The sequence below is a fragment of the Nocardia seriolae NBRC 15557 genome (assembly GCF_007990715.1).
In the GTDB taxonomy this organism is placed as follows: Bacteria; Actinomycetota; Actinomycetes; order Mycobacteriales; family Mycobacteriaceae; genus Nocardia; species Nocardia seriolae.
This window is the reverse complement of the sequence record NZ_BJWY01000025.1, coordinates 39478-53361: the sequence shown is the minus strand read 5'-3', so window position 1 is coordinate 53361 and position 13884 is coordinate 39478. Positions and strand designations below refer to the sequence as shown.

10 protein-coding genes are annotated in these 13884 nt (G+C 69.7%); 4 read left to right on the top strand and 6 right to left on the bottom strand.

Going from position 1 to position 13884, the window contains the following annotated elements; genetic code table 11:
* Window positions 1-73: 73 nt before the first annotated feature.
* Both NS2_RS10845 and NS2_RS10840 read left to right on the top strand, forming a co-directional pair.
* Window positions 74-388 (top strand): hypothetical protein, encoded by a 315-nt coding sequence (locus NS2_RS10845; protein ID WP_143161185.1) that lies wholly within the window; start codon window positions 74-76, stop codon window positions 386-388.
* A gap of 9 nt (window positions 389-397) precedes the next feature.
* Entirely contained in the window at window positions 398-916 is a 519-nt protein-coding gene (locus NS2_RS10840) for a YbaB/EbfC family nucleoid-associated protein (protein WP_033087330.1), read from the top strand.
* Window position 917: 1 nt separating this feature from the next.
* On the opposite strand, the gene NS2_RS10835 is transcribed toward NS2_RS10840, so the two are convergent.
* Window positions 918-1571 carry a DnaJ-like cysteine-rich domain-containing protein gene (locus tag NS2_RS10835; protein WP_052086275.1) on the bottom strand — a complete coding sequence of 218 codons (654 nt, stop codon included), beginning with the start codon at window positions 1569-1571 and terminating at the stop codon, window positions 918-920.
* 137 nt (window positions 1572-1708) lie between these two features.
* On the opposite strand from NS2_RS10835, the gene NS2_RS10830 reads away from it, so the two are divergent.
* Together NS2_RS10830 and NS2_RS10825 are read left to right on the top strand one after the other, a co-directional pair.
* Window positions 1709-9970: a WXG100-like domain-containing protein gene (locus NS2_RS10830; RefSeq protein ID WP_147207151.1), complete on the top strand. Its 8262-nt coding sequence runs from the start codon at window positions 1709-1711 to the stop codon at window positions 9968-9970.
* Window positions 9971-10033: 63 nt separating this feature from the next.
* A complete protein-coding gene (locus NS2_RS10825) occupies window positions 10034-10501 on the top strand; it encodes a hypothetical protein (RefSeq protein ID WP_036548897.1) in 468 nt (155 codons plus the stop codon).
* A gap of 17 nt (window positions 10502-10518) precedes the next feature.
* On the opposite strand, the gene NS2_RS10820 is transcribed toward NS2_RS10825, so the two are convergent.
* From NS2_RS10820 to NS2_RS10800, 5 genes are all read right to left on the bottom strand, one after another.
* On the bottom strand, window positions 10519-10836 hold the full coding sequence (locus NS2_RS10820; protein WP_033087360.1) for a PE family protein: 318 nt from the start codon (window positions 10834-10836) through the stop codon (window positions 10519-10521).
* Between the two features lie 133 nt (window positions 10837-10969).
* Window positions 10970-12232, bottom strand: a complete 1263-nt coding sequence (locus NS2_RS10815) for a hypothetical protein (RefSeq protein ID WP_052086276.1) — start codon at window positions 12230-12232, stop codon at window positions 10970-10972.
* Window positions 12229-12546 carry a type VII secretion target gene (locus NS2_RS10810; protein WP_033087333.1) on the bottom strand — a complete coding sequence of 106 codons (318 nt, stop codon included), beginning with the start codon at window positions 12544-12546 and terminating at the stop codon, window positions 12229-12231. The genes NS2_RS10815 and NS2_RS10810 overlap by 4 nt, the downstream gene beginning before the upstream one ends.
* 158 nt (window positions 12547-12704) lie before the next feature.
* Complete coding sequence (locus tag NS2_RS10805; protein WP_081985828.1) at window positions 12705-13094, bottom strand: hypothetical protein; 390 nt, start codon at window positions 13092-13094, stop codon at window positions 12705-12707.
* A 12-nt stretch (window positions 13095-13106) separates the two neighbouring features.
* Window positions 13107-13883 carry an ESX secretion-associated protein EspG gene (locus NS2_RS10800; protein ID WP_033087334.1) on the bottom strand — a complete coding sequence of 259 codons (777 nt, stop codon included), beginning with the start codon at window positions 13881-13883 and terminating at the stop codon, window positions 13107-13109.
* Window position 13884 lies beyond the last annotated feature (1 nt).

Below are 13884 nucleotides of genomic sequence, written 5' to 3'. Positions count from 1 at the left end.
GATCTTGCCAGGCGAGCTCCGGCACGTCGCGTTCATGTTGAGTTCACTGATCGGTTGTGGGACAGTCGATCTTATGGCCGGGAGAGTGCAGGTCCATCCGGAAGCGGTACGCGACGCCGCGGGTTTCGCCGCGGACATTCGGGCCCGATTGCAGTCGATGGCCGACCATGCGCGCGCCGCGGTCTCGCCCGGCGAGGCGGGGTGGGGCGATGACGATTTCGGCGGCAAATTCGCCGATGGCGCAAAGGGATTCGTCACCAGCAGCGCGAATATGGCCACCGGCACCGAGAATCTTGCGCACTCCTTCGACAATCTGCACGGCGGACTGATCAAATCCGCCAACCAGCTCGACAAGATGGAGCACGGCAATACCGACACGTTCGCGTAGGCCGACGAAATGACCGGGCACAATGGCGAAGCCGCCAAGGCAGCGATCGTCGAGGAGTTCACCACCCAGCTGCGGGCGATCGCCGAGGCGTCGCGCCGCCGCGTCCAGCTCACCGCCACCGGCACCGCCGCGGGCGGGCGCGTCCGGGTCACCGTGAACGCGGACGGGGTGGTGATCGCGACGCGCTTCTCCGCCGATATCGCCGACCTGAGCTACGACGAGATCGCGAAGGCGATGACGACCGCCGCGCAGAACGCCGCGACCGATGTCGCACGCCAGGGGCGGGAACTGCTGCAACCGTTGCGGGACAAGCGCGCCCGCCTGCCCAGGCTGTCGGATCTGATCGAAGGCATGCCCGATCTCGAGTCCCACGCGCCGACGATCGAGCCCGCCTCGCTCGCGCCCCCGCACTCGCGGGAACGACTGTCCCAGCTCGGCGATGCCGCGCCCGAGTTCGGCAATGCCGTCGATTACGAGGCGTGGACCGAGGGACAGGAGAGCCGGGGAGCCACCGACTCCGGCTGGTGAATCAGCGCAGTTCGGGATAGTGGGTGCGCTGGTAGGGCGACAGCTCGGAGATGGCCAGCTCACCATCGCCCCCGCAGATCGGGCAGACGCGGGACCCATGGCATTCGGGACACCGCTCCTCACCCAGCCAGCCCCGGCCGCCGCATTCCGGGCAGGCACCCAGACCCCGGCACTCGTAGCACAGGACATGGCCGGAGGTCAGGGTTTCGGGGGTGCGCACCGGGTCCGGCAGCCGGAACTCCTCCGGTTCCCGCAGTGCGAGTGCCGGGGTCCGGCCGCTGAACATCACCGCCGAAGTATGGTCGCCCACACGCACTTCGATGCCGAGGCCGTCACGACGACCGGTGACCACCACGGCGGGTTTCGGACCGGAGGTGTCCGCGACCTCACCGACCTCCCAGCCCGCCCCGGCGAGCAGGGCGGTAGCGCGCCGGGCGATATCGGCGGCCGCCACGGTGGCGGGGCGCTCGCCGCGGATCAGGCCCGAGTAGTGGTAGCGCGGCGGCTCGCTCCAGTCGGCGACCGTCGGTTCGTCGAGAAACAGCAGGCCGAGGTCGGCATCCGGGGTCAGGTCGGCGATGAGTTCGACCAGCTGCGCGCGCAGGACCGCACCCAGCCGGTCCAGTTCTGCCCGCGCTCCCGAGATCTCGCCCATGCGGCCTCCTTCCCGCCGGACCCTATCACCGCCGGGCGTACCGGGATCCGTCACCGGCGACTCATTCCTCGTTCAGGTTGAGTTCATCTGCTTCCTTGTGGCACAGTCGGTCTCGCCAAGATCAGAACCCGACCGGCGTGAGGTGGCCTGTGGCGCTGGAGTTTCCATCGTGGCTCGAATGGCTGAGCTGGCTGGTGGGCTCCGAATGGCCGCACGGTAACGAAGACACCATGTGGCAGATGGCCCGCGACCTGGAATCGGTTGCGGGACAGGCCGATGATCTGCTGAAGGATCTCGACCACCTGCTCGGGGCGCTCGACAAGGCGTATCCGGACGGGACCGGCGGCGAACAAATCATCGACTGGCTGAAACCGCTGCGCTACGGTGACGACTCCGGGCACGGGTCGGTCAAGGAATTCGGCGACAACTACCGCCAGCTGTCCACGGCCGCGGACGGATTCGGCGACCAGTTGCAGTCGGCCAAGCTCAACTTCTATATCGCGGGCGGGTGGCTGCTGGGCGAAATCGCCTGGGCCGCTGCCACCGGGCCGTTCGCGCCCGAATCCGAGGCCGCCGTCTTCGCCGCGGCCCGCGTCACCTTCCGCGAGCTCGGCAACATGTTCGTCCGGCGGATCGAGAGCCTGATCGAGGGCCGGATCACCAACGCGCTGCTGAAACAGGTACTGCCGAAACTCATCTACGAGATCGGTCAGGGCGCGGTGATCGCCACGCTGCAGGCCACCGCGCAGGAACTGCTCGTCGAGTCCATCCAGAATCTGGACGGGCACGGCCACGGCTTCAACTGGGATGCGATCGGGAAGAACGCGCTGTTCGCCGGACTGTCCGGCGGCGCGGGCGGCGCGATCGGCTTCGGTGCGAACCGTGCCCTGCCCACCGAAATGGGCGGCTGGAAGGGCGCGTTCAACGGGGCGCTCACCGGGGCGACCGCAGGGGTGGGCGGCGCCGGGGCGGGCTGGCTCGCCAATGGAACCATCAATGGCGACTGGAGTTTCGACCCGCGCGCGCTCACCGGCGGCGCGTTCGCCGGGGCGGCGCCCAGCGGGTTGCACGGATACGTGGGCGATACCAACCACAACGGGCCCATGGGCGGCCATGACACCGGCGACGGCAGCACGCGGGTCCCCGGCGAGAACGGCACCAAACCCGCCACCTTCGACCACGCCGTCACGACCCCGGACGGCCACACCGCCGGGGCAGATGCCAACGGCGACGGCCACCAAACGACCGGCACCGATGCCAACGGCGACGGCCACACCACCGGGGCCGAGACCAACGGCAACGGCCACCACGGCACCGGCACCGGCACCGACACCCACGGCAATGGCCACACGACCGGGGGCGATACCAACGGCAGCGGCCACAATACGACTGGAGAGGCGGACGGCGGCGGGCAGCACGGAGCGACCGGGGATCCCAACGCCAATGGGCAGCAAGGCAATAACGGCGATTCGTCTGGAGGGCGGGACGGCGACCACGGGCAGCAGTCCGGCGGACCGCAGTTGCACCCGGCCGGGTCCGGGGCGGCCACCGATGTCGCGCCCGCCGACCATGGGCATGATCGGCCGACCGATCAGGGAGCCGACTCCGCCCGATCCGACAACAACGGCTCGTTCGGCTCCGACGGCCGACGTGAGCGTCCCGAAGCGAATCCGCAGGACACCGCGGGCGTGAGCGATTCGCCGTCGCACCGCTCCGCCGACACCCAGTCGACGGGCGGCGGTCACACGGGCGACGAGACCTCCGGAGCGGGCACGCGCGCGGATACGAGCGGTACTCCGGAGCATCGTGCCGGGGACGGCACGGCCGCGACGGACGCATCCGGTCGCCCGCACGAGACCGGCGTGGATTCGCGCGCACCGGAATCCGGATCGGAGCGCACCGCGGATCCGACCAGGGACGCGAATTCGACCGCGGCGACGAACTTCTCGACCGACGGGACCGCCCGGTCCGAAGGCGAGACCGGCAAGAGTACGGCGAACCCGTCCACGCACGGCTCACCCGGCGAAACTCGGGCACCGGCAAACGATGCGGCCAAATCACCTGGCGTCCAGCGTGATCCGATCCGCTCGCCGATGGACGGCGCCGCCAAACCCGCCGACGGCACGACGCCCAAGCCTACGGACGGCACGACACCCCGGCCCGCAGAAGGCAACTCGCCCCGGACCCCCGATGCTCGTGCCGGAGTCGACCGTGCCACCCGGCCGGATGCCCCGGTGCAGGCCACCCGCACCGGAGTCGAGCCGACCGCGCAGCGCCCCGAGTCCGCCCCGGGCAACGACCACGAACAGCACGCGCACGCAGCCGGACCGGACGATTTCCTCGATTTGTCCGGCGATCACGGTGAATCCCACAGTGGCCGTGAGGATTCTCTGGACACGCACCCCGACGCGGCCGCCGTCCTCCCGATTCCCGTCGATGCGCCTCAGCATGCCGACCGCGCCCGGCCCACCGACTCGCGCAAGTTCGACACCGCTGCGGCGGGGCCGGTCGGTGACTTCAACGGCGAGGCCCGGGCCGAGGGCGAGCTCACGCCCAAGGTCATGCACAAGCGGATTCAGGACAATCTGCGGCTCATCGCGCCCGAAGGGGTGGCCTGGAATCCGGACGAGCGGCACTTCGTGCTGTCGGACGGGCGCATCGCGCGGGTCGATGTCGGTGAGACCTCGAATCGAAATGTGGCCGAATTCGTGCCCAGCGCCGACGGTTTCAACGTGCGGGTGTCAAAACACGCTCGCGACGAGGACGTGGTGCGCGCGCTCGCCCACGAGATGGCCGAGATCCGGCTGTCGCAGGACGACGACATCCTGATCGATCCCCACGATGATCGGCCCACCCGGATGTCCACTCAGCTGGGCGGCCGCTTCGCCGAATTGCGCACGCTCACCACCTATATCGACCGTGCCGTCATGGATCCGGCCCGGGCCGCCGAGCTGCCCGGCCTGCGCCACGACCTGCACGACCTGATGGACCACCTCGGATTCCACGATCCGGCGCACGCACCGACCGTGGAACGGCTACTGGCCGAGCATGATCCGGTACTCGCGCACCGGCTGGAGCTCGAACGCGCGGGCGTGCTGGCCGAACGGCCGACCTTCGATCCGCACCTCACCGAGGAGGAATTCCACCGGGCCGCGCTGGACCACCTGGACCGGTTGCGCGAGCTGCTGACCGGTGACCACGCCGCCGATCTGCTGCGCGCCGAAGAGCACGGTCTCAACGGCCGTATGCGCGAGGAGCTTTCGCGGCGGGTGTTCGAGCGCATCTTCGAGGAGGAGGCCAGGACCGCCCGGGGCAAGGTGCCCGGTCTGTTCAAGGCCATCGATCCGATCAACGCGGCCATCAACCATCCGACCCTGCGCGGGCCGGAGCAGGCCGCGGCCATCCACCGGGCCATCGACGACTTCCACGACGGCATGCCGCAGGAGGCGCGCGACGCGCTCGGTCCCGATCGCTTCCGGCAGATGCACGATGCCGCTGACGCTTTCGAGAACGCTCCCGACCGCATCGCGGGCGTCATCGATCACGCGACCGGACTCGTGGACGGCGGCCCCCACGCCACCCTCGCGGACTTCCTGCACGGCATCGACCGGGCCAACCGCGCGGCCGCCGAGCACGGGCTCAATATCGAATACACGGTCGTCCTGCACGACGCGGTCGACGGCCTGTCCACCGTCGAGGTGCTGCCCCGCCCGCAGCCGCAGCATCGGCTTCCCCTGGAGCAGTATCGTTTCGGCGCGGACAACGAGCCCATCGTGCACCAACCGCGGCCCGAAGTGCCCGCGGCCGCGGCGGGCGGCCACACTATCGATGTCGGTGTCGGCCGCGGCGCGTTCGCCGTCGAGATGACCCCGCCGGGCGACCGGGCCGGCGGCGGGCTGATCATCAAAACCGAACTCGCCGACGCCGCGATCGTCGCGCAGCGCCGGCGCGATCAGGGCATTCTCGACGCCGGGCCGCTCATGGAGCCCGGCACCGTCATGGTCTACGGCGACATGCTGGGCAATGGTCACCTGCTCGGCGGTGAGATCGCCCGGGTCTTCATCAACAATGTCAGCGCCAAGCTCCCGGACGCGGCGTATCACGCCATCGCGGGGCATCTTTCGGAGATCATGGCACCGGGCGGGCGCGTCGAGGTCCAGTGGGACATGAAGCCCGACAAGGTCGGCGGGGCCCCGGGCACTCGCTACCACATTCTCGGCACCAAGCTGTGGGAGGCGCTGGAACGGGCGCACCAGGACGGCCGGAATCCGTTCGAGCTTATGGAGCGGACCGACTTCGAGCACCCCGGGAATCGGGACTACTACTACACAATCGACGCCGGGGGCAGCAATACGCTGCCGCACGAGAAGATGGCCGACTTCTCGACGCCGCAGCCCGAGCATCGGTGGACGCTCTCGTACCAACCGGACGCGCCCGGGACGCACGAGCCGGCCGGGACACACCAGCCGTCCGAGACCGCGGAACACGGGAACGCGAGCCCGGTAGGCGATTTCCACGGTGACGCCCGCGAAGGCGCGGAACACCTGCGGCCGGAGTTCGTGCACGACCAGATCCGGGAGCACCTGGGCGTCATCGGCCCGGAGGACGTCGTCTGGAACCACGACCGACAGCACTTCGAACTCCCCGACGGCCGCACCGTGAAGGTCACCGTGGGCGAGACCGCCGATCGCAATGTGGCCGAATTCCATGAGCGGCCCGACGGTTCCGGCTATGACGTCGTACTCTCCGAACGCGCGCGCGACGTGGACGTACCGCGCGCGCTGGCACACGAACTGGCCGAGATCAGGCTGTCGCAGGACCCGGAGATTCGCGTCGATCCGCACGACGATCGCCCCTCGACGATGACCACCCACCTGGGCGGCCGGTTCGCCGAAATGCGGGTGCTCGCCGAGCACATCGACCGGGCGAGCGCGGATCCGGCACACGCACACGAACTTCCACGCCTCCGTCAGGACCTCCGCGACCTCGCCGACCACCTCGGCATGCACGACCCCGCCCACGCCGAGACCGTGCGCCGGTTGCTGGCCGAGCACGATCCCCAGCTCGCGCACCGCTACGAACTCGAAGAACAGAGCGGCCACGCGCACCCGGAATACCCCGCGCATCCGGAAAGCCCGGCGCATCCGGAAAGCGCCGAGCACCCGGAAATTCCTGCGGCCCAGCTGCATCCTCAGACCATGGGAACCCACGACCACACGACGGCCCCGACCACGCCGGACACCAAGCCGATCGCGGACTTGAACGAGCATCCGGGCGGCATCGGGAAGGACGGCGAGCTGATCGCCACCGTCGACGGCAGGCCCGTCCAGGAGCACGTCGACAAGATCGCGCGCGAGCGGGCCGGGCAGTTCCGGGCCGCGGCCGACTCGTTCTCGCAGCAGCCGGGCGAGAAGCCGATCAAGACGCAGAAGCGCGTGGCCAAGGCGCAGCAGGACGGCACCTACGTGGGCCAGAAGCGGCACGGCACCGTGACCGCCGTGGTCGTCGACCTGCGGACCGGCATCGCCTACGAGGGGGCCAACGGCAAGCAGAACGAGGTCGTCCCGAAGGACGAACGCCATCCCACACTGCAGGCCAATATCGATGCGATGGAGGCCGCCGGGCGGGCGCGCCCGGAAGGGGGCTACCCCAACCTGAGCCGCGACGGCCGACCCGAGAGCAAGACCTATCCCGGTTACGCCCCGGAGGTTCGGCCGTACCCGCACTTCGACCGGCCCTGGGGCCACGCCGAGGTCAAGGCCGCCAATGCGGCGCTGTGGGCGCGTGAGCACGCGAATGTGGAACTGCGCAGGCAAGGGCTGCCGGAACTGCCCACCGGCCGCGAAGCCATGGCCGAAATGTATTCCCAGACCTACAAACCCTTCGAGGGCGACGCACCGAAGGACACCCCGTACTGCGCCAACTGCAATCACAGCATGGGCGAGGCCCATAACTTCAGCGGCCGCTACGCCGACTTCCCCTCGGGGCCGGAGAATCTCGTCGATCGATACCACCCGGCGGGGTCCGCCCAAGATGCACCGGGCGGACCACCCGAGCCTCGGAGACTCCCGCCCGGCACGGAACCCGTTCACCCCGTACAGGCTTCACACACCGGGGAACCGGTGTCGGGCGAGCACGGCACGGCGAGCCCGGTCGGTGACTTCCGCGGCGACGCGCGCCCGTCCGGGATGCCGGATCTGACACGGGAATCCGTGGTAGAGAGGGTCGAGGGCAATCTACGGCTCATCGAACCCGGGGAGGTGGCGTGGAACCACGACACCGGCCGGTTCGAGATGACGCATGACGGCCGCCCGATCGACATCCGCGTGGACGTGGCTTCGACCACCGGAAACGCGGTCGCCGAATTCCACGCGCGCACAGACGAATCCGGCCGGGTCACCGGGTACGACATCCAGGTCTCGCCGCGAGCCCGCGACGGCGACGTGGTGCGCGCGGTCGCGCACGAGCTGGCCGAGATCCGGCTGATCCACGACGACCAGGTCGTTATCGATCCCTCCGACGACCGGCCCGACCGGATGACCTCGCATCTGGGCGGCCGCTTCGCCGAACTGCGGGTGCTGATCGAGCAGATCGGCGCGGGCAATCTGGTGCGCGCCAAGGACGTCGTCATGGCGCCGCTGTACCGCGACCTCGCCGACCTGACTTACCATCTGGGGCTCCACGATCCCGAGCACGCGCCCACCGTCGAACGGCTACTGGCCCAGCATGATCCGGGACTCGCGCGCCTGATCGAGCAGGCGCGGATACCGGACGACGGCGTATTGCGACCCGGTCCGAGCGATCGCGACGCGGCGCCTACCGCGCACGATCTCGGCCGGATCCGGCAGTTGCGTGAGCTGGCCGAACGTACACACGCACCCGAAACCGATGCCGCCGGGCCGGAATTCACCCGCCGCGAGGCGCTGAGCCTGGTCGAACGGCTCGGGCTGCGCGAGGGCACACCGGGTGCGGCCGATCGGCGCGCGATCGTCGACGAGTACCTGACCGAGCGGGCACGCGGACGGGTCGACGAGTTGCTCGCCGATGTCGGGCGTCGCGACTCCGAATTGCCCACTGCCGACCGGGAATACGTCGATGCGCTGCGCCTCGACAACCGGGCCGCGCACGCGCTCGACTTCCTGTCCCTGCGCACGCACGGAGCCGAACTGCGGGCGCACATGCTTTACCGCGACGAGATGGCTCGGCACCTGGAGCGGCTGCAAGCCGCAGGAGCCGAATCCGACCACCCGGCCGATTCCGGATACTTGCGGCCCATGGACCATCACACGGTCGAGGATGTCCGGACCGGGGAACGGTGGTTCCGCTGGCCGCCGGGCACCGAGGAGGCTCCGGAGCACACGCCGGTGCCGGACATCGGGCTACCGGATAATCCGGACCATCGGCTGCCGACCGATCCGCACGAGCTGCACGAGGCGTGGCAGCACCTGTCCGATGCCGAGAAGGACGCCTGGCATCGGGCCGATCCCTTCATCGGAAACCGCGACGGCATCCCGCACACCGACCGCGACCACTACAACCGGGAGACCCTGAAACAGCTGCACGAGCAGGCGCTGCGCGAGCAGAACGAGAATCGCCTCGGCATCATCAAGGACATTCGCGAGAACTACCTCGACCAGCCGACGCCGGAGGGCCGCCCCGACGTCCTGCTGGCCTACCTCGACGAGCGGCTCCAATACATCTACGCGCTCGGCGATCCCGATACCGCCGATCACGTGGTCGTCGAGTTGGCGGGCGCGTTCCGGCGGCGCAGCGGTGTCGGCTACGCGCTCGACACGCTCGAGCAGGTGCGGCAGGCCGCGCTGGCGATCGATCCGGGCGGTACCACCTCGGTGGTTCTGTTCGGGGCCTACAACAATCCGAATTCGCTGAATCAGGCGGTGCATTCCGAGCACGCGGAGAACGGCGCGGCCAAGGTGCGCGAATTCCACGACGGGCTGCGCGCCACCCATCAGGGGCCGCCCGCGAACACCACGACGCTCGCGCACTCCTACGGCGCAGTCACCGGCGGGCATGCGGCCGGTCACGGACACGAACTCAATACCGACGCACTGGTTTTCATCGGGAGCTGGGGCACGGGCGTCAGCCACGTCGGGGGCCTGCGGCTGACCGGCGTCGATCCGGCGGGGATCGGCGAGCATGTCTTCGCCACCATGGCCGAGTACGACTCCATCCAGCTGATGCCGCCCACGCACGGACCCGCGCCCAGCGATCCGGAGTTCGGCGCTAGGGTTTTCGAGTCCGGCACCAGGCGCAGCCCGACGCGGCTCGGCTGGAATCCGGACGACCACGGTGGCAAGAACTACTTCAGTTCCGACCACCCGACCTCATACCGGAACCTGGGGCTGATCATCACCGGTCAAGGGCATCGCGTGCGCTGACCGGTCCCGGCACCCGACGGAACCGACGAAGCCACCCGACGGAACAGATGAAACGAGGACGGAATGCCGACGGCGACAACGCGGGCCGCCGCCCGCGCACAGCTGCTCCACCACTTCGAGGCGACGCTGCGGGCGCTGCCCGCCGAAGTGGGCCTGGCGTTGCGGCACCCGGATCTGCCCAAGGCCGTGTTCCACAGCGGCGTCGACCTGAGCTGGGACGGCAATGATCCCGACAATCCGCTGCGGTTCCTGGACATCAGGTACTGGGTGGTCGGAGCCGCGCCCGCGGAGTCGGACCGGTACTTCGACCTGGTGTTGCGGGCCTGGGCCGAACAGGGCTGGTCGGCTGATGAGGAGCCGGACGCGGTGCCGCGCCTCGGGTACACGCGCACACCCGACGGGTTCGGGTTCTCCCTCACCCAGAGCCTGAGCGGATACCTCAGCCTGGCCGGGACGACGCCGCCGTTCGACCTGGATTCGGATGCCGGAGAACCGCTTCCCGCGCTCATCGAGCACCCGCCCGCGCCGTGACGCGGGCGGCGGGTGGATCAGAGGTTCATGAAGTCGGTCGAGCTGTCGACCTCGACCTGGCCGAAGGCGTGCGCCTGGGCGCGCACCACCGCGGCCAGCTTGCGTAGCTCGTCCACACCGCCCGCGCTCTGGGTGACGAAGGACGCGCCCACCGAGGTGAGGGTGTCGGCCGCGGCCAGCGAAACCTTGTCCGAGCCTGCGGCGGGTACCGCCAGGGCCTGGGTGTCCGCACCGAGGGCGGTCTCCAACCGGTCGGCCATGGCTTCCAGGTCGGCGGCGGCGGCCAGCACCGTATCCGCGTCGAAACGCACACCGCCCAAATTGAATTCGCTCATCATCCCTCCCTTTCCGCGCGAATCCTACCGCGTCGGTCCGACATCCACCGACCGGGTTTCCGCGCATTCGCCCACGGACATCACCGATCGCCACCCGCGGGCGGCGACGATCATCACCCGCGGGCAGCGACGATCACTGTGCCGGGCGCGGTCCATTGGTACCGACCGCGCCGACCACCGGCACACCGGTGTAGCCCATTTCACCCACGACCTCGTCACCGTGTTCGGCGGTGACCAGATTGGTGCGGACCTCCTCGTCGGCGTCGCCCGCCTGGGCGGACGCGCCCATGGCGCCCATCGGCGGCACCATACCCGCGCCCATGCCGGTCGCGCCCGTGCTCGGCAGCGGCGTGGGGACGGGGGCGGGCGGCGTGGTGGTCGCGCTCATGGTGCGGGGACTGGACGCGCCGACGGGAGCCGGGGTGGCGGCCGGGACACCCAGGCCACCCATCGGAGCCAGACCGCCCGCGCCGAGCGCGCCCAGGCCGTCCGAATTCTTCGGTGCGGCAGCCGGATCGGCGTCCGGGCCCGGCTCCACCTGCGTGGTCTGGCTGATCGACTGGAGCTGCTGCAACTGCTGCACGCCGGTGCTCGCGGCGCTGCTCAGCGGCGAGATCAGGCTCAGCAGCTGCGTCACCTGTGACATCGAGTCCACGCCGGTGGGGGCGTTGGTGACCTTCACCTTCTGCCCGGCCGTGGTCATATTGGCGCTGTGCACCGCCATCTCGGTGCGGGTCTTGGCCACCACCGCGGTCGCCTCGGAGCCGGTCTCGGTGGCCAGGGCCAACAGGAACGCCTGCCCGGGCGGGGTGGCGATGAACGGCGCGGCCATCGTGATACCGGTGACGAACTTGGTGATGATGGCCGACATCATGGCCGCACCGGTGGCCACCGGCGTCGCCGCGCCGCCCATGACCGTCTTCTGGTGCAGATTCTGACCTTCCAGCTCCACCGCATCGGTCTGCGCCGCGGTGCCCTTCTCGGCCGCACCGGCCGCCCCGGACCCCTGCCAGGAGTCCGAGCCTGCCAGCGACATGACCGACTGCGCGATCGACATCACCTGCTGCAGCGCGCTCGAGATGCCCGAGAGCACCTGCGAGGCGTCGACACCCTGGCCCAGCTGGCCGGTGCCGAACGAGGACGCCAGATCGGTGAGCGGCTTGGTGAGCGCGGTCAAGTCCAGGGTGGGCAGCGGCGGCATGTCGGGCAGCGGCGGCATGGCCGGCAACTGCGGCAGCGCGGGCAGGCCCAGCGTCTGCAGGACTTCACCGACCGGGCTGTCCAGCAGCGGCGCGAAATCGGTGTCGCGCAAGGCATCCGCCACCGACTGGCCGGTCGCCGCGGTGGGTGTGGCCTGCACGGCCCCGGTCGAGCCCTGGTCGAACGGACTGCTCACAGGTCCTGCGACAGCGAGAGGAAGTCGACGCCGGAGGCCTCGTCGACGGCCTGGTAGCCGGCCGCGGCCTCGTGCGCGGTGACCGCGGTACCCGCGTGCACGGCGGCCAGCTCGGCGACCGAGGCCAGGTGATTGCCCTGCGCGCCCGCGTAACTCAGCAGGAAGTCCTGACCGATCAGGCCGAAGACCGGTACCAGGCCGGCGACCGTGGCGACCTGATCGACCGCGGCGGCACCGGCGACGGCGGTGGCCATGGCGGCCGACGCGTCTCCGTAGGCGCGAATCGCGTCCGGTGTGGCAACGAGATTGCTCATGAGACCCCCATCAGGAAGATCATTTCGAATCGAAACTATACAGAGCGGGGATTCGCCCGGCATAGCGAAGAGTTCACGAACTCACCAACGAAAAGATGAACGTCGGATATTCCGCAGGTTAGCGAGGCGGTGCGGATCGACTTGCAGCGCTGGATATTTCAGATCGGGCGCAGCCAGCTGTCCGGTTCGGTCTCGTACTCCTGCTCCTCGAAGTACTCCTGGCGGGTCACCTCTTCGGCGGTCGGCAGACCGGTCAGCGCCAGCAGCTCCGGGGCCAGGCCCACGGCCCGCAGGTGCGCCCGGCGCTCGACGCCCGCCCGTTGGGCGGACCGGCGGCACAACCGCAGGATCTCACCGGCCAGCAGCTCCGGAGCGCCACGCAGGTGATCCCGCTCGACCGAAAGTGCCCGCGGAAGACCCAGTTCCGTGGTAGTCACCACGATCGACCCGGTCCGCGACGAGAGGGTGAACTCGGTCGGGAACTGCGCCTCGCTCGGCGGCACTTCGTTCGACGGCATCTCGTCCGAGGGCACTGCCTCCGCTGCCACTTGTGCTGCCTCTCACTCGTCCGCGATCGCCAGAACCACTTCGGCGATCACCGTTTCCAGGGTCGTGATCATCCGGCGGCGATCCGCGGGCATCGCGACCGGCGGGTGCTCGGCGGTGACCACATAGCGGCCGTCCGCGTCCAGATCCCGCCATTCCAGATGGTGCCGGGTGATGCCGCGCGGGCCGAAACGCGAACGGCCCTGCACCACATCGATGGCGCCCATGCTCGGCGCGGGCGCGGCCAGGAACTCGGCGGCCCGATCGACGACGCCGCCCTCCAGCGTCTCGTGCGCCGGGGACAGGCCGAAACCGTAGTCGACCTCGGCGGCGTCGCCGGGCGCGGCGAGCACGGTGTCGCCGCCACGCCCGGCGGCGGTATCGGGCAGCCCGGCCACCACCTCGGTGGCCAGTTCCGCCGCCCAGAACTCGGTGATGGTGAATCCCGTACTGTGCCTGACGGTTTCACCCGGACGCTGGGTGATCAGGTAACCCGCCTCGCCGCTGCGCACCCCGAGCATGCGGATGCTGGCCGCGGGCGTGCGCCAGTCGCGGCCGTCCCACCCGTGCACCTCCACCCGCAGTTCCGGCGCGTGCACGGCGTGCAGCACCTGCGCCCACTCCGGATCGCGGTCGCGCAGGGCGTTGCGGGCGCGGGCCTTGTTGTCCAGGTGGGCGTTCCAGGTTTCGGTGCGGCTGGTGAAGAACAGCGGGGCGGGCAGCAGTTCCTCGCCCAGCTCCTCCCACAGCACCAGCAACTCCAGGTCGGTGAACGACCAGCTGCGTCCCATA